Origin of the sequence: Acinetobacter junii (genome assembly GCF_018336855.1) — a bacterium.
In the GTDB taxonomy this organism is placed as follows: domain Bacteria; phylum Pseudomonadota; class Gammaproteobacteria; order Pseudomonadales; family Moraxellaceae; genus Acinetobacter; species Acinetobacter junii.
This window is the reverse complement of the sequence record NZ_CP059558.1, coordinates 873,312-892,680: the sequence shown is the minus strand read 5'-3', so window position 1 is coordinate 892,680 and position 19,369 is coordinate 873,312. Positions and strand designations below refer to the sequence as shown.

General features: G+C 38.3%; 17 protein-coding genes. 5 read left to right on the top strand and 12 right to left on the bottom strand.

Annotated features, from left to right (window positions below; all coding sequences use genetic code 11):
* Window positions 1-19: 19 nt before the first annotated feature.
* Window positions 20-802, bottom strand: a complete 783-nt coding sequence (locus tag H2677_RS04265) for a crotonase/enoyl-CoA hydratase family protein (RefSeq protein ID WP_212639205.1) — start codon at window positions 800-802, stop codon at window positions 20-22.
* Window positions 803-960: 158 nt separating this feature from the next.
* On the opposite strand from H2677_RS04265, the gene H2677_RS04260 reads away from it, so the two are divergent.
* Window positions 961-2,211 (top strand): exonuclease SbcCD subunit D, encoded by a 1,251-nt coding sequence (locus H2677_RS04260; RefSeq protein WP_212639204.1) that lies wholly within the window; start codon window positions 961-963, stop codon window positions 2,209-2,211.
* Window positions 2,212-2,220: 9 nt separating this feature from the next.
* On the top strand, window positions 2,221-5,817 hold the full coding sequence (locus H2677_RS04255) for an AAA family ATPase (RefSeq protein WP_212639203.1): 3,597 nt from the start codon (window positions 2,221-2,223) through the stop codon (window positions 5,815-5,817).
* Here H2677_RS04255 and H2677_RS04250 read toward each other — a convergent pair.
* On the bottom strand, window positions 5,814-6,500 hold the full coding sequence (locus H2677_RS04250) for a YggS family pyridoxal phosphate-dependent enzyme (protein ID WP_212639202.1): 687 nt from the start codon (window positions 6,498-6,500) through the stop codon (window positions 5,814-5,816). The genes H2677_RS04255 and H2677_RS04250 overlap by 4 nt on opposite strands.
* A 127-nt stretch (window positions 6,501-6,627) precedes the next feature.
* Between H2677_RS04250 and H2677_RS04245 the strand changes: the two genes are divergently transcribed.
* Window positions 6,628-7,665, top strand: a complete 1,038-nt coding sequence (locus H2677_RS04245) for a type IV pilus twitching motility protein PilT (RefSeq protein WP_004960020.1) — start codon at window positions 6,628-6,630, stop codon at window positions 7,663-7,665.
* A gap of 25 nt (window positions 7,666-7,690) precedes the next feature.
* Window positions 7,691-8,809 carry a PilT/PilU family type 4a pilus ATPase gene (locus H2677_RS04240; RefSeq protein WP_004913902.1) on the top strand — a complete coding sequence of 373 codons (1,119 nt, stop codon included), beginning with the start codon at window positions 7,691-7,693 and terminating at the stop codon, window positions 8,807-8,809.
* Window positions 8,810-8,905: 96 nt separating this feature from the next.
* On the opposite strand, the gene fur is transcribed toward H2677_RS04240, so the two are convergent.
* Complete coding sequence (fur, locus tag H2677_RS04235) at window positions 8,906-9,343, bottom strand: ferric iron uptake transcriptional regulator (RefSeq protein WP_004952725.1); 438 nt, start codon at window positions 9,341-9,343, stop codon at window positions 8,906-8,908.
* Between the two features lie 111 nt (window positions 9,344-9,454).
* Here fur and H2677_RS04230 point away from each other — a divergent pair, with 111 nt between their 5' ends.
* Window positions 9,455-9,853 (top strand): outer membrane protein assembly factor BamE, encoded by a 399-nt coding sequence (locus H2677_RS04230; protein WP_004913908.1) that lies wholly within the window; start codon window positions 9,455-9,457, stop codon window positions 9,851-9,853.
* A gap of 55 nt (window positions 9,854-9,908) precedes the next feature.
* Here the strand turns inward: H2677_RS04230 and H2677_RS04225 are convergent, their stop codons facing one another.
* The 9 genes from H2677_RS04225 to rep all read right to left on the bottom strand — a co-directional run bounded on the left by H2677_RS04225 (window position 9,909) and on the right by rep (window position 19,258).
* Entirely contained in the window at window positions 9,909-10,232 is a 324-nt protein-coding gene (locus H2677_RS04225; protein WP_126131884.1) for an RnfH family protein, read from the bottom strand.
* The gene (locus H2677_RS04220) at window positions 10,232-11,311 is read right to left on the bottom strand and encodes a hypothetical protein (RefSeq protein ID WP_212639201.1); all 1,080 of its coding nucleotides are present in this window, start codon (window positions 11,309-11,311) and stop codon (window positions 10,232-10,234) included. Before H2677_RS04220 ends, H2677_RS04225 begins: the two co-directional genes overlap by 1 nt.
* 238 nt (window positions 11,312-11,549) lie before the next feature.
* A complete protein-coding gene (locus H2677_RS04215; protein ID WP_004913914.1) occupies window positions 11,550-12,005 on the bottom strand; it encodes a bacteriohemerythrin in 456 nt (151 codons plus the stop codon).
* A gap of 282 nt (window positions 12,006-12,287) precedes the next feature.
* Entirely contained in the window at window positions 12,288-13,136 is an 849-nt protein-coding gene (locus H2677_RS04210) for a class II glutamine amidotransferase (protein WP_005403076.1), read from the bottom strand.
* 101 nt (window positions 13,137-13,237) lie between these two features.
* Window positions 13,238-14,014, bottom strand: coding sequence for a GNAT family N-acetyltransferase (locus tag H2677_RS04205; protein WP_168154103.1), 777 nt, complete (start codon window positions 14,012-14,014; stop codon window positions 13,238-13,240).
* A gap of 203 nt (window positions 14,015-14,217) precedes the next feature.
* The gene (gene argB, locus H2677_RS04200) at window positions 14,218-15,117 is read right to left on the bottom strand and encodes an acetylglutamate kinase (RefSeq protein WP_004913920.1); all 900 of its coding nucleotides are present in this window, start codon (window positions 15,115-15,117) and stop codon (window positions 14,218-14,220) included.
* A 12-nt stretch (window positions 15,118-15,129) separates the two neighbouring features.
* The gene (locus H2677_RS04195) at window positions 15,130-16,551 is read right to left on the bottom strand and encodes a phosphomannomutase/phosphoglucomutase (RefSeq protein WP_194597363.1); all 1,422 of its coding nucleotides are present in this window, start codon (window positions 16,549-16,551) and stop codon (window positions 15,130-15,132) included.
* A gap of 192 nt (window positions 16,552-16,743) precedes the next feature.
* On the bottom strand, window positions 16,744-17,196 hold the full coding sequence (dut, locus tag H2677_RS04190) for a dUTP diphosphatase (RefSeq protein ID WP_212639200.1): 453 nt from the start codon (window positions 17,194-17,196) through the stop codon (window positions 16,744-16,746).
* Between the two features lie 22 nt (window positions 17,197-17,218).
* Window positions 17,219-19,258, bottom strand: coding sequence for a DNA helicase Rep (gene rep / locus H2677_RS04185; RefSeq protein WP_004960037.1), 2,040 nt, complete (start codon window positions 19,256-19,258; stop codon window positions 17,219-17,221).
* Window positions 19,259-19,369: the final 111 nt, after the last annotated feature.

The window sequence follows — 19,369 nt, the reverse complement described above, 5'->3', positions numbered from 1 at the left end:
TACCAAGCTTCAAAATAGACTATTTACCCTGAAACTGTGGCAATCGTCTTTCCAGCATGGCTCGAACACCCTCTTGAGCATCCTCAGATTCAAATAGTGGTTTAAGGTAGTTATCCATTTTATCAAACGCAACTGTATGCCCTAAAGTCACTCCATCGGTTGCAGAAGCTAATAGAGCCTGCACAGCAAGTGGCGCAGCAATACAAATCTCTTTAGCAACTTCGATCGCACGCTCAAGTTGCTTACCTTTTTCTACAACCTCAGAAACAAGATTCAACTCATTGGCTTTTTGAGTATCAAAGGTTTTACCTGTAAGTAAATAAGGCATGGCTTTTTGCCAACCAGCTGCCTGTACAAAACGAACCGTTGCACCGCCAAAAGGCATAATCCCACGTAGCACTTCTAGTTGTCCAAATACAGTATCTTCGCTGGCAATTACCACATCTGCATTGAGCATCAGTTCCACTCCAGCGGTATAACAAATACCCTGCACTGCGACCACAACAGGTTTAGTTATGTGTCGTCCTCCAACGCCCCAAGGATTAATTTGAGCATCGGCAAAATTAAAAATCCCATGCGGAATTTTCGGTTGTAATTCCACTAGGTCTAGACCAGCGGTAAAATGATCACCATGCGCATAAATGACAGCACAACGTAATTCAGGATTATTTTCATATTCTGTTAATGCTAAAGATAAATCATCAATCATATGGCTATCAAAGGCATTGCGTTTTGCCACACGATCTAAACCGATCAACATAATATGATCAATCATTTCACGGCTTACTTTTCCTAAGCTCATTTTCTATTTCCTTTTATTTAGTTTTTCGGTACCAAACTAGTTGATCGTTTTAAAATGATCAAGCGATATCTTGTAGCTACTTTCTGCTTGGCTAAGCTCTACTTTTTTCTAGAATACGTGCTACCTTATTCGCATTCATTTCATTATTAGATTCACTTATGGCCGTGCGTTTTTTTCATACTTCTGACTGGCATCTGGGACAGTTTTTTTACAACCATTCCCGCCACTACGAACATGAACAATTTCTTGCATGGTTACTTGAGCAAATCAAAATTAAACAACCGCATGCCTTACTCATTGCAGGCGATATTTTTGATGTGATCAATCCGAGCTCACAGGCACAAAAACAGCTTTATCAATTCCTTGCTGATGCGCATGATCTTGCACCACAGATGCAAACATTGATGATCGCGGGAAATCATGATTCAGGCTATCGCATTGAACAAGTAGAACCCTTACTTGAAAAATATAATGCCAAAACAGTCGGAGTGATTCGCTGGAATGAAGATAAAAGCTTAGATTTAGATCGTTTAATTTTGCCGATTTATGATGAGCAAAAACAGATTGTCGCATGGTGTATTGCCCTGCCTTTCTTACGTTCAGCCGAAATCACAGGTTTCAATGAAAATACCACCAACAGTCAAAATGCGATTGCCTATCTGCATCAACATTTAATCGCTGAAGCAAAACGCCGTAAAACCGATGATCAAGCTCTAATTCTGATGTCGCATGCACATATGCAAGGTGGTGAAACTTCAGATTCTGAACGACCAATTATTATTGGTAATGAGGAAGCACTTTCAACCACGCTGTTTGACGACGAGATTGACTATGTGGCTTTGGGACATCTGCATAAACCACAGAAAGTTGGGCAAGATCACATCCGTTATAGTGGCTCTCCAATTCCCTTGTCATTTAGTGAAATTAATTATAAACACCAAGTGCTTGAAGTCACGATTGATCCAGTTAAAACTGAAAATCAAGTTGAGTTTGAGGCCATTGCCATTCCGCGAGCAATTCAATTACACAAAATTAAAGGTGAACTCAATGACGTCATGCAGCGACTCAAAAATCTGCCACAGGGCCTCATTGAATGTATAGATCATCGTGAATATGTTGATATTGAATATCACACAGCCACGCCTCCTCAACCGAATCTCAGACAACAATTCGAAGATGCCTTGCCTAAAGACCGTTACCGTTTGGTGCGGATTTCACGTCAATATTTATCCAATCAAACCAATGCAGAAATTGAATCAAAAATTAATTTAGAGCCACCGACACCCGAAAAACTGTTTCAACAAATTTGGGAGAAAAAAGGCTATAGCGCTGATGATGAAGTCACCAAAGACTTTTTAAGCTTAGTTGCTGAAGCACAGAAAAAACTTGAAGATGATCAAACAGTTTAAGGATTTGCCATGAAAATTTTATCCATTCGACTAAAAAATCTGGCATCTCTTGCAGGTGAGCATTTTATTGATTTTGAAAGTGAACCTTTAGCACATGCTGGATTGATTGCGATTATAGGAAAAACAGGTGCAGGTAAATCCACGATTTTAGATGCGATGTGCCTTGCCCTATTTAATCAAATCCCACGACTAAAAGGCAGTGATGGCAAACTAATCGATGTAGATGGATCAGAATTGCTGACAAACTCTCCTCTCACTGTATTACGTCGTGGTACTGGACACGGTTTTGCCGAGCTGTGTTTTGTCGCACAGGATCAAAAACATTATTTAGCGCGTTGGGAAATTAAACGTGCACGTGAAAATGCCAGTGGCAAACTGCAAAGTGTACAACGCTCATTGAAATGCCTCACCGATGGCGTGGTTGTCGCAGATAAAACCAAAGCCGTCGAAACTCATATTCAACAAATTACGCAGCTCAGTTTTGAACAATTCACGCGTGCCGTGTTACTGGCACAATCCGAAGTCACCGCCTTTTTAAAAGCACGGGATAATGAACGTGGTGAATTATTGGAATATCTGACCAACTCCAGTATTTTTGCCAAGATTGGACAGTTGGCTTTTGAAAAAACCAAAGAAGTTCGCTTACAACGTGAAAAATTAGAAAGTGTTTTAGGACACATTGAAATTCGCTCTGATGAAGAAATCGCTGAGTTACAACAGCAATTCCAACAGCTACAGCAACATGTGCAACAACTTGAAAATGAAAAAAATCAATTCAAACAACAACAACAGTGGTTTGAGCAACGCGATAAAATCAATAATGAAATTGGATTAAAAAAGCAACAGTATGATCTGCAACTTAAAGCGCAAGAAAAAATTGCTAAAGATCGTCAATTACTGAGCCAATTAGAAACCTTTGCCGAGATACGTCCTATTGTTTTTCAACAACAACAGTTGCAAAAAACATTGCAACAACTCGCGCCACAAATTCAACAAAAGCACAATGAATTTAGTGCCTTAACCACTCAATTTGAGCAACAAAAAACACTTTATTCTCAAGCAGAAACAACACTCAATCAATTTCAAGATTTCGAGCAAAAGCATCAAACTGAACTGGCACAAGTACGCAAGTTTGTTCAAGAACGAGACTATATTGCTGAAGAATATAAGAAAACCAAAATTCGACTGACTCAATTGGAAAGTCAACAGCAACCACTCATCGAGCAACAACAACAGCTTCAACAAAGCATCCAAAACTTGAGTGCGCAACATACGGCTTGCTTAGAACAGTTAAAACACAGTGCCCAATACGCTCCTTTGGATAAAGGCTTACATGCCCATATTCAACAACTTAAGCAATTTATTCAGCAATATCAAAAAGTAGAAAATACGCTAGGCTCTATTCAACAAGCACAAACTCAACTTGCGCAAAATCAAAACACATTCAATAGCTTAGTTACTCAATTTGGCACAACCCAACACATTGAACTGCGTATTGAGCAACAGTCGAAACTAAAAGAAACCCAACAAATTCGCCTCAATCAATTGGATGCAATTCAACAAAAACTTCAGCATTATTTTGAATTAAAAAATGAAGTCCTTACGCAGCAAAACAAATTTGAAACAGTACAAAAGCAAGCTCAAGAGCTAGAACAACGCAGCAGAGAAACTGAGAAAGATTATCACGCTGCCAAAACTGAACGTGAGAAACTACAACAGGTTTTGCAACAACAACGTCTGTTGCATGCTGAAAATATTGAACATCTAAGAGCTGAACTCAAGCACGGTGAAGCCTGTCTAGTCTGTGGCAGTACCGAGCATCCTTATCGTGATGACGAGAGCCAAATCTCTAAAGCTCTATATGCCTTGCAACAACAACAAGAACAGCAAGCGATTCAACAGGAACAACAGCTTTTCCAACTTTGGCAAAAAGCTCAACAACAATTCACTCAAAGCCATACCGAACAAAATCAATTGCAACAGCAATTGCAGCAATTGAATGAAAAAGTAAAAACACATGATCATGTGTTACAACAACATGTATCACAAACGAATATTCAACTCGATTTCAGTCTCACTGAGTATGACATCACAACTAAGATGCAAACATTCATTTTAGAAGCGTCACAAACTCAACAGCAGCTTGAAAAGGAATTATTACAATTTAATCAAGCCAATAAAGATCAGCATGTGCTTCATCAGAACATTCAAAATACACGTCATCAACTAGAAACCGTAGAGCATTTACAACAACAGATTCAGCATATCGTGGATTGTCTCAATGCTGACGATAAAATGGCTTGGTCAAAACATGACGTGTCAATCTCACAACACATATTGCAAGCATTGCAACAACGTAGCCAACAACTAGAGCATGCAGAATCGCTCATCAAACAGAAAGAACAAATTGATCAGCAGTTAAATGTATTAAAGACCAATTTGACAGGACTCATTACACAACAAACAGAGTGCGCACAACATTTAAAAGACATCGAGATTAAAGGCAAACAAAATACGGATGCTGCTAATCAACTGATTATCACCATGACAGGTTCAGCTGAAATCAAAGCCAATGAATGGTTGCAACAGCATGATCAACAACGCCAGCAATTGCAGAGTAAATATCAGCAAGTGAAGCAAAGTTTTGAACAAGCTCGTCAGAATTATGAGCAGCAGAAAAATGTGCTCGAACAACTCAAAGTACAGCAGCAACAAAATCATAATTCTCTTGAACTATGTAAAGCTGAAGTCACCAATTGGTTGGCTCAACACCAGAATTTTGCAGACGATCAACTGAGCGAATTACTTGCGATCTCATCAACTCAGGAACAGCAGATTCGAAATGCAATACAACAAGCGGATCGTGCTTTGAGTGAAGCAAATTCTGCACTGAAAACTATGCAAGAACAGTTGAATGTACATCTTCAATCAGAACCCAATATTCAGGTTGAACAACTGACTGAATTGATAAATGCCAATCAAGAAATTTTGCAACAGACAACAGATCAACGAGATCAACTTAAACTTCAATTGGAAGTGCATCAGCAAAATTTAGCCAAACAAAAGCAATTTGCTGATCAGATTCAAGAGATCCAGCAACAAGAGCACCGCTGGAATAAGATTTCTAGTTTAATTGGTGATTCAAAAGGTAAAGAATTCCGTGATTTAGCCCAACAGTACAATCTCGATATTTTACTTGAATATGCCAATCAACAACTGGCGATGCTGTCACAGCGCTATACCTTAAAACGTTTAGATAATTCACTCAGTCTTGCGATTATTGACCATGATATGGATGGCGAAACCCGTTCAGTTGCTTCACTGTCTGGTGGGGAATCATTCCTCACTGCCCTCGCCATTTCATTGGCGATAGCCAATATGGCATCAGGTTCAATGAAAATCGAATCGCTGTTTATTGATGAGGGCTTTGGCACCTTGGATGCATCTTCTCTGCATATGGTAATGAATGCACTAGATCAACTGCAAAGCCAAGGACGTAAAGTCATTTTAATCTCGCACATTCAGGAAATGCATGAACGTATTCCTGTGCAAATTCAGGTACAACCCATTGGTTCAGGTTCAAGTCGGATTGAAGTGGTGGGTTAAAGTGAATAATCCCTTGCCCCAAACAATGCTGTCCCAACTCTAACCATGGTTGAACCCGCAGCAATTGCTGCATCCAAATCAGCAGACATACCCATACTCAAAGTATCCCAATCTTGAGGCTGTGCATGTAATGATTTCACTTGATCAAATAAATTTTTAGCATCAGCAAATGCAGCAACGTTATCAGGTGCTGGAATCACCATCAAACCACGTAAACGCAAATTTGGTAGTCGGCTGATTTGCTGTACTAATTCAGCGACCTCATTTGGTTCACAACCATCTTTAGAGTCTTGTCCGTCAATATTGACTTGTAAACATATATTTAATGGCTTTTGAGTTTCTAAACGTTGGCTCGATAGGCGCTTTGCGATAATTAAGCGATCAACACCATGTACCCAATCAAACTTTTCAGCTAAATGTTTGGTTTTATTACGTTGTACATGACCAATAAAATGCCATTCAATATCTAAATCTTGTAACTCTTCAATTTTTGCCAACGCTTCTTGTAAATAGTTTTCACCAAAACTCCGTTGACCAACCGCATACATTTCGCGCAAGCTTAAACTAGGATGTGTCTTCGATACAGCCAACAATTGCACAGTATTAGGATCGCGTTGTACACGCAGACACGCCTGCTCAATTTGACTTAATACTTGCATGCGTGATTGTTCTGATTGATTCATTGACACAGTTCTCATTTACGAAATGTTTTTTTGCTTTCACATTCTATAATGTGTTGGTAACACAGAGTGAAAGCCGTATATTATTCTACAAAATAATGAGACATTTTTTGATTGTTTCGGGGAAATTATGGATATTACAGAATTACTCGCGTTTTCAGTAAAAAACGGTGCTTCGGACTTACACCTTTCAGCGGGTATGCCACCAATGATTCGCGTGGATGGTGAAGTTCGCCGTATCAATTTACCAGCATTAGAACATAAAGATGTACACCGTTTAGTGTACGACATTATGAATGACAAACAACGTCGAGATTACGAAGAAGATCTAGAAACGGACTTTTCATTTGAAGTACCAAACATTGCCCGTTTCCGTGTAAACGCATTTAACCAAAACCGTGGTGCGGGTGCTGTATTCCGTACCATTCCATCTAAAGTCTTAACCATGGAAGACTTGGGTTTAGGAACAATTTTCAAAGATATTTGTGACTACCCGCGTGGTATTGTTCTGGTCACTGGTCCAACGGGTTCAGGTAAATCAACGACATTGGCTGCAATGATTGATTATATTAATGAGCATCGTTATGACCATATTTTAACGGTTGAAGACCCAATCGAATTTGTACATCAATCAAAGAAATGTTTGATTAACCAGCGTGAAGTGCATCGTGATACACATGGCTTTAACGAAGCACTTCGTTCAGCCCTTCGTGAAGACCCTGATATTATCCTAGTCGGTGAGATGCGTGACCTAGAGACAATTCGTCTTGCTCTAACCGCAGCAGAAACAGGTCACTTAGTATTTGGTACTCTGCATACCACCTCAGCAGCAAAAACCATTGACCGTGTGATCGACGTATTCCCTGCCGAAGAAAAAGATATGGTTCGCGCGATGTTGTCCGAATCATTACAAGCAGTAATTTCACAAACATTGTTGAAAAAGAATGGCGGTGGTCGTGTTGCAGCGCATGAGATCATGATCGGTATTCCTGCGATTCGTAACCTTGTTCGTGAAAACAAAGTTGCACAGATGTACTCTGCGATTCAGACAGGTGCTAACTACGGCATGACCACACTCGATCAAAGTCTTAAAAACTTAGTTTCGAGAGGCATCATTAGCCCTCAAACAGCTCGTACTGTTGCTAAACAACCTGAATCATTCCTATAAAAACTAAAATTAATGGGGAAAGCATATGGATTTTAATGATTTACTCAATCTAATGATTGAACAAAGTGCTTCGGATTTATTTGTTACCGCTGATGTTGAACCTTCAATGAAAATCAACGGTCAGATTGTTCCTGTGGCTAAAGCAAAACTTTCAGGCGAGATTGTTGGTCAGTTATTACACTCAATCATGAGTGATAAACAACGTAAAGAATTCGAAGATACTCGCGAGTGTAACTTCGCAATTATGAACCGTGAGAAAACAGCGCGTTTTCGTGTGAGCGCGTTCCAACAACGTGATATGCCAGGCATGGTATTACGTCGTATCGAAACGGTTATTCCAACGATGGATGAATTAAAACTACCTGCAATCCTCAAAGATTTAGCGATGACCAAACGTGGCATCATTATCTTTGTTGGTGCAACAGGTACAGGTAAATCAACCTCGCTCGCGTCAATGATCGGATATCGTAATCAAAACTCTAAAGGTCATATCATCACCATTGAAGACCCGATCGAGTTTGTACACCAACACGCGGGTTGTATTGTGACTCAACGAGAAGTCGGTATTGATACAGACTCTTTTGAAGTAGCTTTGAAAAATACACTTCGTCAAGCACCCGATGTGATCTTGATTGGTGAGATTCGCTCTCGTGAAACAATGGACTATGCGATTGCTTTCGCAGAAACAGGTCACTTAGTACTTGCTACACTTCACGCGAATAACGCTAACCAAGCATTAGACCGTATTATTCACTTCTTTGAAGCTGACCGTCATGCTCAACTACATATGGATTTATCGCTCAATCTAAGAGCAATGGTTGCTCAACAGTTAATTCCAACACCTGATGGAAATTCGCGCCGAGCAGCTATCGAAATTCTAATTAATACACCGTTACTATCAGATTATATCCGTAAAGGTGAAATTCATGAGATTAAAGACCTCATGAAACGCTCGCGCGAATTGGGCATGCAAACATTCGACCAAGCGCTTTATGATTTATATAAAGCTGGTGAAATCACGTATAAAGATGCGCTCAAACATGCAGACTCACCAAACGATTTACGTCTCACCATTAAACTTTCTGAAGAAGGTGCAGATCAATTGTTAAGTGCAAGTCGCAACATTACATTTGATGGTCAATAAGCTCTCTTAAATCATTAAAAAAAGGAAGGTTTTTGTAACCTTCCTTTTTTATTTGTTTTATTTCAGTGAAAATTTCTATCTTTACTGAAACAACACTTATTTCTTACGATAAGCATCTTTGCATTCTTGATTACTACAATACCCATATAAATTTAATGAGTGTCCTGTCAAAGTAAAACCATGCTGATCAGCTACAGAATGTTGTTCTTTTTCAATAACATCATTAGTAAATTCAATAACTTTGTTACAGTTTAAACATACTAAGTGATCATGATGATCTTCTTGCATGATTTCAAAAACTGAATGATTATTTTCAAAATGATGACGTTGGATAATTCCTGCAGCTTCGAATTGTGTTAATACACGGTAAACTGTCGCTAAACCAACATCTTCACCTTGTTCAAGCAAAGTTTTATAAATATCTTCTGCACTTAAATGATGTTGTTTCGAATTTTCTAATAATTCCAAAATCTTAATACGAGGAAGGGTAACTTTAAGTCCAGCTTTGCGTAAGTCTTGGTTGGAAATAGGCATGAAAAAAGGTCTCTCAACAAATCTTAAGTTGGAATAGGCAATAGAGTTTAGATGCAGTATGATCTATCCTTGAATCAAATGCATCATCATTTATCAGGATAGTGTAGCAAAATGCAAAAAATCATGCTGGCGTTATTCGTCACTTCAGTACTTAGCGGTTGTTCAGTCTTTGGTGTTTATAAAGTTGATATTCCACAAGGAACACCGTTAACCAAAGCACAAGCATCTCAAGTACAAGTAGGCATGAGCTTTCAGCAAGTTCGCTTCTTGTTGGGTAGTCCAACGGTTACTGATCCACTGAATCCATTACGTTGGGACTATATTTACAACTATATCCCTGGTACATATGCCAAAAAGGCAAAAATACCTGCAGCACATGGACAACATTTAAAAATTTACTTTGATGCAAATGGTAATGTTGAACGCATTGAAGGTTTAGATACAATTCCAGAGTCACAACCTGGTTTACCAGCATCTAAAGAAGCGATCTTAACAGCGCCGCCACTATAACGGCTTTAGGTTATAAAAATAAACCCCTCATGGATTGATCCTTGAGGGGTTTTATTTATGAACTTGATGGTCTAAATCGATTACCTTTCGCAAAACGCCCAACTGGATTCTTTGCAGCACGTTTGCGACGGATGTCTTTAGGATTAATTGTTAAAGAACGATAGATTTCAACCCGATCTCCGATCTGAAGCTGAGTGTCTGGCTGTATTTTGATACCAAACACGCCCAAATGAAGTTTCTCAGGTAAAGTCACCTGCTCGGCTAATCCGCTAGCAATAATCGCTTGTTCAGCCGTCATTCCTTCTAGGAAATCAACTTCTAAATGAAATTGTTGCTCAGGTGTCGCATAAGCGACCCATACACATGCATTAGATTTCATTAGATCCATTGTCCAATTACAGCAACAATAGCAATTACAATCGACAGTGGTAGAACTAAACGAACAGCGATACGCCATAAATTATAGAATAGCTCATTACTGAAACCCATAGATTTACGCAAATGGCTGATTTTCATAATCCAACCAGCAAAAATTGCATAAACCAAACAAACAATTAATCCCCAAACAATCAATAGAAGATTGAAAATCGAACTTAGCTGAGGTGCAGCCCAAACTGCAATTGCAGCAACGATGATCACCCATTGAATTGCTGGAGCTAGTTGACGTTGAGCCAGTTGTTCTTTTGCAAGTTGCATTAATAAAGCAGCAGATACCAATGCAGCAAATAACCATGCAAAAGCAGGGATCTCAACTTGAAGAGAGAAGAATCCAAACGCTACAACTGCAAGTAATTGAGCTAACCAGATCGGTAATACAACTGAAGTTGCGGCTTCTTGTTGACGAACTGTTGCAAGGCTGTTTTGCCAATACAATCCTAATCCTAATCCATTCGCCACAAGCGCAAGAACAGTTGCATTGCCCCACTCTTTAAATTCAATACCAGTCCAATGCCACGCTTGTAATTGAGTGCCAAATACATTTGCTAACACTAGAGATCCAATTACACCCAAAGTCGTTAAAGCAATTAGGAATTGACGTGGAATAAAAGATAATCCGAGTGCAATCAAGGCAAGCACAGCGAAAATGATCTGATTAGATACGCCAAATTGTTGTTGAACTAAAATATCAGATGCTGAAAATAAAATACTACCAGCAAAAAATGGCACTAATACTACAGCCAACCAACCAACTACACGCCATTTTGGAGATGCATCAGCCTCACGTGTTAGATTTGATAAAGCCTGCAAAGCGGTAACTTTAGAACGTTTTGCTAAAGCAATTTCAAGATAACCAATCGGTAGTGCCAATAAAATCATCGTTCCCAACCAAAGCAACCAAAAATCAAATTGGCGCTCAATTTGAATACCTAGAATTGGTGCTAGTGTTGTGATCATGACAAAAGATAAGCAAAACGCCATCACTGGTGCAAACCAGCGTGACAGAGTTGTGTCCTGCATAATGCATTCCTTGAAAAATCTTTGAACTCATTGCGTTTTATGGAGTTTGCAATGAAATATTCAATCTATTTTGCCTTTCTCCTGTCTGAAAATCAAAACAAAAGATGTCGAAATAAAAAGGCAAATCACCATCTCAGATGATTTGCCGCGCACGAGTTGTTATTGTTTTTATAAGACTCTCTATTTTCACTCATATTTGCCTTATTGTTTTTATCATCTAGAGAGTCGTTTTTTATTATTATGAGAAAAATCTAGAAAACCAGTTTTTTCCCTTTTTCTTTTCATTTTCCTTAATAATTCCCATCATATTTTCTTTGACAGCACCCACATAATCCGCATCATCATGACGAATATGATTAATTAACCATTTTGACAAAGCCTCATGTAATTCTTTATCAATTTCATGCCCTAATTCAAAACGTTCACGATAAGTTTCTATTTTTTTGATAAATAAATCATGAACTCGTTTATGTGGAACACGATATTTGTAGTTTGCTTCTTCTTGTAAACTTTCTTCAAAAGTAAAATGAGATTGCGTATAGTCAATAATATTGTCCAAAACTTCTTTCATTTTCACTCGATCATGAGAGTGTTTTAAATCAGCTATTTCATTAATATAATCTAGAATACGGCGATGCTGATCATCAATAACATCTATTCCTGTATTATATTCGACAGACCATTTCAAACCCATATCGAACCCCAAACTCAAGCATATTTATTGAATAAGGACATAATATCGGTAAAAAAAATAAATAAAAACACAGCATTTTTGTCAGATTTTGTTTTTTTTCATACAAATAATTTAACTTATTGTTTTACATTTAATTTAATATTTTCACCTATTAAAACACTCAAGTATTTTTTAACCAAAGCATATAAATTAGCTAAAAATCTGATTAAAATCGTCAACTTTAAAAGCCTTAAATATTATATAAATAAACTAAATATAACTATTTATTATAAGCATATTATTCTAATATTGATCTGCCTTGGTTATTCTTTTTAAGCTCGGATCATTCGCTTCACGGATTAGACGATCTACGCGAGTCAAAGCATGTTTAATTGGCTTACCTTCTTTAAATAAAACCATTTCCCCTGCTTGATACGCCGTCCATGTTTCATTATGTGTTAATGGTTCAGTAGTAATTACCGCAACACGATCTTCTGGTGTAGTGACTTGACTAAAATCAACTTCTACATCCAAATCAATCAGATGAGCATGTTGGAAAGGATATTCTCGAACTAACCAATGTAACTTTGTCGTGGCATAAGTATATAACGCCTGTCCATTAGACAAACAAAAGTTAAATGTACCGTGTTCAGCGATCTGAGGAGATAAGCGTTCTAATAATGCAAACAAATCATCAAGTGAAGGTTCAACATATCCAAATGTCTCTACCATTTGATCGAGCAAATAACAAAAAGCTCTTTCACTATCCGTATTTCCAACAGGTTCAAAGCGTCCACTTAATCTAGGGGAAAAATCATGCAAATCACCATTGTGGGCAAAAATCCAATGTCTGCCCCACAGCTCTCTTAAAAAAGGATGAGAGTTCTCTAACGTAATTTTACCTTGGGTGGCTTTGCGAATGTGCGCAATCACATTTCGAGATTTGATTGGATAATTACGAACAAGATCTGCGATGGGTGACTCAACTGCCGACTGATTATCGACGAATAAACGACAAGCTTTATCTTCAAAAAAAGCAATACCAAAACCATCACAATGGTCTGATGTCACACCTGCTCGTTGGGAAAAACCACGAAAAGAGAAAGTGATATCAGTGGGTGTAGCGCAATTCATTCCTAATAGCTGGCACATATCTTTGAACTATTTAACATCTATGCCTATTGTGCATGAGGTACGGATGTATTGTAAATCTCAATATGTGCTCACTATTCGAAGATGAATGCTAAATCTAGTTAGCGCTGAACCATTTTATTCATGACAAATGAGGTTGCGATCTTATTTACTTCAAGAAAAACAAAGTAATCTAAGCACTTAAATTCCTCATCAAAAAATGCTTCTTTTGACAACTTTGATTGCATCCCTAAATAAGTCTGAAATAATTTCGGCATGCGTTCATCTTGCGGAAAACTATAATCAGGACGCTCAGGTTCAAACGCTCGCTTTGAGCGAATGTCGATAGTTTGATGATCCGCAAGCTGTTGAATCTGACGGTGCGTGTAATAAGTACGGGCCAAGTTATCTTCGAGATGAATACTTACGCAACCCATCAAATATTTTGCACGCATTGACCAAAGAATTTTTGGTGCCATGTTTAGCCAAAGCATCGACAAAGCTTTACCAGAGCGGAATTGTGGATGCACGCAAGTACGACCGATTTCAACAATACTCGGTAAGTGTGATAAATGGGGAACGATCTCGAACTCTTGAGCACTATAACTCTGTCCAATCTCATGTCCTTGAAATAATTTTAGTCGTGTATAGGCAACAATTTCACCCGACCATTTATCTCTCAATACCGCATGTTCACAACCAAAATCATAAAGATCCTGATCAAGATCATCTTCAAAAGTTAAGCCAAATTGATGTGAAAATTGTTTTGCTCTAAAACGCTGTACGTCTTGTAATTCTTTTAAAGTGTCAACCCATTCAAAGCGATACTGATTTTGAGCTGGTTTTTGACGCAAAGGTAAGGTCAAATTTTGACGATACTGATTTAATTTTTCTAGCATAATGAAAGCTCCTTATGACTAGAATCACCTTAAATCCTATTAATGACATTTTAGTGAATGAAAAATGAAGAGATGATGACGGTCATTTACGCTGACTTTTTTAAAAGAGTCTTTGAGATGCAGAACAAAATTTGAATTGAAGAACTATAAATAAAATCCTCCCTTCTATACGAATAAAAGGGAGGATAAGAAAGATTTAAAACTTAATGCTTCGCACGATTGGTAATTAAGGTACCTACACCATGATCAGTAAAAATTTCTAACAAAGTTGCATGCGGTACACGACCATCAACAATATGCGCACTAACCACACCACCTTTTACTGCATCTAGTGCACAACCTACTTTTGGAATCATACCGCCATAGATCACACCTGTTTCAATGAGACGATCAACTTCTTGAGTGGTCAAACCTGTCAATAAGTTTTTATTTTCGTCTAAAACACCAGTGATGTTTGTTAATAAAATTAGCTTCTCCGCACCTAAAGCTTCAGCAACCTTACCTGCGACCAAATCGGCATTAATGTTATAAGTATTACCTTCTTCATCGACACCTAATGGTGCAATCACAGGAATAAAATCACCTTGCGTAAACATCTCTAGAACGTCTGTTTTAACGCCAGTGACTTCACCCACCATACCTAAATCAATTTGTGAAACCGAACCATCAGCTTCTTGTTTTTCCATGAGCAGTTTACGCGCACGAAGTAAATTACCATCTTTACCAGTTAAACCAATTGCACGTCCGCCATGTTGATTGATCAAATTCACGATTGATTTATTTACACTACCGCCTAAAACCATTTCAACAACTTCCATCGTTGCTTGGTCAGTTACACGCATGCCATCAATACGATCTGATTCTTGCCCAAGACGTTTAAGCAAAGAGTCAACTTGTGGACCACCTCCATGTACAACAATTGGATTAAGTCCGACTGTTTTTAATAACACGATGTCACGAGCAAATGAGCTTTCCAACTCAGGATCTGTCATTGCATTGCCACCATATTTAACAACCAACGTTTTACCTGCAAAACGTTGGATATACGGCAAAGCTTCAATTAAAATTTTAGCTTTATCAATGCCGATATGCTCATGTGGCATATGCCTCTCCTTTTAAGCCTGTGCTAGTTCTTGTGCAATTTGTGGATATCGAGTTTGCAACATAGAAACAAATTTATCGCGAATTTCAACTAACCGATCTGGATGATCTGCATCAAAACGGACAGTAAAATACTCGCCTGTATTGGATGCTCGAATAATGCCAAAACCATCATTAAAATCAAGTCTTACACCATCAATTTTACTTAACTGTGCACCTAAATCCTGACTTAGAGTTTCAATTTCATTTAAAACACTTAATGGATTAATATCATGGGTACTAATATAAGTATCTTCGGTACAGCAACGCTCAGGATATTGTTTTAGCAATGCAGATAAATTTGCTGAACTTGAATGGGTGAGATATTCCATAACACGTAGTGCAGCATATAGACCATCATCATAACCAAAACCACGACCATCATTGAAAACATAATGCCCAGCATATTCACCACCAAATACAGCAGCACCATTTGATTGCGTTAAATAAGTTCGTAAAAAACTACTTCCCGTGCGAATCATTTTGGCTTGCCCACCTAATTGTTGCACTGTATTAGCAACCATTTGTGAGCATTTGACATCAAATACAATTTCTTTTTGGGGATGATTTTCTAAGCACATTTGTGCAAATAAAGAAAGCAAACGATCAGGACTAATAATCGTGGCATTTTCATCTAGCAAAACGACTCGATCGCCATCACCGTCTAACGCAATTCCAATATCTGCTTGATGTTCAATAATCAATTGTTGTAGACGTCTCAAGTGTTCAGCATGCGATGGGTCAGGTGCATGATCAGGAAAATGACCATTTGCGTCACAACGTAATGCAATCACGTCGCAACCAAGCTTTTCCAGTACAACTTTAGCACATCGCCCAGCTGAGCCATGTAAGCCATCCAAAACAACCTTCAATGGTCTGGCAAGTTGAATATCATCGAGCAAAGATTGTTGATATTGTAAACAATAATGAGGAATTACTTGATGAGTAATTGTCTCATCTCGAATTTGATAATCTACTTTAATAGGTATATTTTGAGCAAACAGCCCAACTTCTTGAATCACTTCTGGACTAGGTGGCTCACCTTTTAAAATCCATTTAATTCCATTATCAGACTTAGGATTGTGACTTGCCGTCACCATAATACCGTTACCACCAAAATCACGAGCAATGTAATACATCATTGGTGATGAGCAGCACCCGATATTAATAACTTCAAAACCTTGTTTTTCCAATATATGCTGTAGAATATCAGCATACGTTGGACTAGTTAATCTTGCATCATATCCAATAACAATTTGATGTTGGCCATATTTTTTATATTGAAATGCTAATGCATGCGCAATTGAACGAATTATCGTGGGCGTAAGGTTAGAAAGCTTTCCACGGATGTCATAGGCGCGAAAAATATTCAGAGGAAACGTATGTTTTATATTCACAGCAAGCCCCTATTCTTATAATCATTCGATTATTAAAAAAAACTTAAACTATTAAGAAATTAATTAACCCTTGTTCAGAAAAATTAAAATAATTAATCAGCTGCTTTTTAATATAAATTCAAATAACAATCAATATGAAAAATGCAATGTTTTTCAGTTAAACATTGCATTTAAAATAATAAGGCTTGGGAATTACTGTTGACCAGTATGTCCAAAACCACCTGCTCCGCGCTCTGTAGCAACAAATTCATTCACTTGTTCGAACTCTGCTTGAACGACAGGAACGAGTACATATTGCGCCAAACGCTCGCCTGGCTCTAGGCGGAATGTATTTTTTCCACGGTTCCAAACTGAAACCATCAGTTCGCCTTGGTAGTCTGAATCAATCAAACCAACTAAATTACCCAATACAATACCATGCTTATGCCCAAGACCCGAACGCGGCAAAATTAATCCCGCAAAGTTTGGGTCTTCGATGTAAATTGCCAAGCCTGTTTTAACTAAAACCGTTTCACCCGCAGCAATTTCAACTGCTTCATCTAAACAAGCACGCAAATCCAAGCCAGCTGAACCTGTTGTTGCGTACGATGGCAATGCCCATTCTTGACCTAAACGTGCATCTAATACTTTAACTTGAACTTTCATTACAACTTCCTACAAATAATCTTTAACGTTTCAATAATGCTTTTAAGTTGGCAAGATACTGTTGAGCCTGTTCTTTAGGGTCAACATTTGGTGCTAGTTTCTTTTTACGACCATGCCACTCTAAATCATCTTGTGGTAATTCATCTAAAAAACGACTCGGAGTCATTTGTCGCATTTGACCGCCATTCTTACGTTGCTCTGCAAGCGTTAAAGTTAGGCCTTGACGCGCACGAGTAATCCCTACGTACATCAGACGGCGTTCTTCTTCAATGGTTTCAGACGCAATCGAGTTCTTGTGCGGCAATAACTCTTCTTCTAAACCAATCATGTAAACGTATGGAAATTCCAAACCTTTCGCAGCATGCAATGTCAACAAATTGACTTTATCTGTATCTTCTTCTTCTTGTTGCTGCTCCAACATGTCTAGAAGAACCAATTTACGAATGACACTTTCAATATTTTTTTCATCGACATCATCTGTGCGATTAATTAAGTTTTGAATACTTGTGTACAGACTTTCAATATTATCGATCTTCGTTTTTTCTTGAGCTGGCGTTGCAGCTTGCTCACGAACATAATCAATGTAGCCTGCTTCGTTGATCATTTGACGCACTTTAGGTACTGGTTCGTCATCATCTAATAGTTCACGTGTAAAAGTCGCAATAAAGTCTGCAAACTCATGTAATTGAGTCGCCGCTTTTTTAGGTAAAACCATCGCAAGACGTTGATCAGAAGATGCTGTCAATAAAGATAGGGTATTTTCTTGAGCAAATAGGCCTAACTTTTCTAATGTGACAGGGCCAATTGCACGCTTCGGAGTATTAATAATACGTAAAAAGGCACTGTCATCTTCGGGATTGATAATGAGACGTAAGTAACTCATTACATCTTTAATCTCAGCACGGGCGAAGAATGATTGACCACCTGACAATTTATATGGAATTTGCATCTGACGCAGTTGCGTTTCAAGAACACGTGCTTGGAAATTACCACGATACAGAATCGCGTAATCTTTCCAATTTTTTCCATTCATCAATTTATGCGTGATTAAATCTTTAACTACGCGTTCAGCTTCATCATCATCATTTAAACACGTGATGACACGGATGGTTTCACCGTGCCCTTTATCACTCCATAACTTTTTATCAAAGATATGAGGGTTATTTTCAATGACAGCATTCGCCGCTTTTAAAATTCGACTAGTAGAACGATAGTTTTGCTCAAGCTTGATTACTTTAAGATTATGGAAATCATCTTTTAATAAAGCCATGTTTTCAGGCTTTGCACCACGCCAAGCGTAAATCGACTGATCGTCGTCACCTACCGCAGTAAACTGCCCCATCACCCCAACAAGCAATTTCACTAAGGTATATTGTGCTGTATTGGTATCTTGATATTCATCGACGAGTAAATAACGAACACGATTTTGCCATTTATCACGAACCTCAGCATTTTCCTGAAGCAATCTTGTCGGCATTACGATCAAGTCATCAAAGTCTACAGCGTTATAAGCTCTCAAATTACGTTCGTAAAGTTGATACAAATGAGCAAGCTGAACATCTTCAGGTGTTTCACATGTTGAATGAGCTTGCTCGGGTATGACCAGATCATTTTTCCAATCCGAGATTTTCTTCATGGCTTTCGCGATCAGTTCTTTACTTTCTGCTCCAGACAGGTTGTCACGCTGCATTAGGTCCATCAGGATTCTTTTGCAATCATCTGCATCCAAAATCGAAAAATTCGCTTTTAAAGGTAAATGTTTTAACTCTATTCGAAGCAAATTCAAACCAAATGTGTGGAATGTAGAGACTGAAAGGCCTTTGGCTTCTTCACGTGAAAGCAACTTACCGACACGCTCTTTCATTTCACGTGCAGCTTTATTGGTAAAAGTCATCGCAGTAATACGATGCGCAGGAATACCACATTGTTGAACCAGAAAAGCGATCTTTCGAGTGATTACAGAAGTCTTACCCGAGCCTGCACCTGCAAGCACCAACAATGGCCCCTGAACATATTTCATGGCTTCAAGTTGCTTGTCATTGAGTTGACTGGCAGATGACATCGTTGTAATACCTCTCACATTTTCGAGCATGATTATAGACATCTATTTTTTAGAATCCCAATAATAAATCTGAGGATATGTATAAATTATGATGTCTTGCTCCAAGATGGC

What these genes read in the sequence shown, in the direction of transcription:
- H2677_RS04265 (WP_212639205.1), bottom strand. Translation starts at nt 802, where the DNA reads ATGAGCTTAGGAAAAGTAAGCCGTGAAATGATTGATCATATTATGTTG.
- H2677_RS04260 (WP_212639204.1), top strand. Translation starts at nt 961, where the DNA reads ATGGCCGTGCGTTTTTTTCATACTTCTGACTGGCATCTGGGACAGTTT.
- H2677_RS04255 (WP_212639203.1), top strand. Translation starts at nt 2,221, where the DNA reads ATGAAAATTTTATCCATTCGACTAAAAAATCTGGCATCTCTTGCAGGT.
- H2677_RS04250 (WP_212639202.1), bottom strand. Translation starts at nt 6,500, where the DNA reads ATGAATCAATCAGAACAATCACGCATGCAAGTATTAAGTCAAATTGAG.
- H2677_RS04245 (WP_004960020.1), top strand. Translation starts at nt 6,628, where the DNA reads ATGGATATTACAGAATTACTCGCGTTTTCAGTAAAAAACGGTGCTTCG.
- H2677_RS04240 (WP_004913902.1), top strand. Translation starts at nt 7,691, where the DNA reads ATGGATTTTAATGATTTACTCAATCTAATGATTGAACAAAGTGCTTCG.
- fur (WP_004952725.1), bottom strand. Translation starts at nt 9,343, where the DNA reads ATGCCTATTTCCAACCAAGACTTACGCAAAGCTGGACTTAAAGTTACC.
- H2677_RS04230 (WP_004913908.1), top strand. Translation starts at nt 9,455, where the DNA reads ATGCAAAAAATCATGCTGGCGTTATTCGTCACTTCAGTACTTAGCGGT.
- H2677_RS04225 (WP_126131884.1), bottom strand. Translation starts at nt 10,232, where the DNA reads ATGAAATCTAATGCATGTGTATGGGTCGCTTATGCGACACCTGAGCAA.
- H2677_RS04220 (WP_212639201.1), bottom strand. Translation starts at nt 11,311, where the DNA reads ATGCAGGACACAACTCTGTCACGCTGGTTTGCACCAGTGATGGCGTTT.
- H2677_RS04215 (WP_004913914.1), bottom strand. Translation starts at nt 12,005, where the DNA reads ATGGGTTTGAAATGGTCTGTCGAATATAATACAGGAATAGATGTTATT.
- H2677_RS04210 (WP_005403076.1), bottom strand. Translation starts at nt 13,136, where the DNA reads ATGTGCCAGCTATTAGGAATGAATTGCGCTACACCCACTGATATCACT.
- H2677_RS04205 (WP_168154103.1), bottom strand. Translation starts at nt 14,014, where the DNA reads ATGCTAGAAAAATTAAATCAGTATCGTCAAAATTTGACCTTACCTTTG.
- argB (WP_004913920.1), bottom strand. Translation starts at nt 15,117, where the DNA reads ATGCCACATGAGCATATCGGCATTGATAAAGCTAAAATTTTAATTGAA.
- dut (WP_212639200.1), bottom strand. Translation starts at nt 17,196, where the DNA reads ATGAAAGTTCAAGTTAAAGTATTAGATGCACGTTTAGGTCAAGAATGG.
- rep (WP_004960037.1), bottom strand. Translation starts at nt 19,258, where the DNA reads ATGTCATCTGCCAGTCAACTCAATGACAAGCAACTTGAAGCCATGAAA.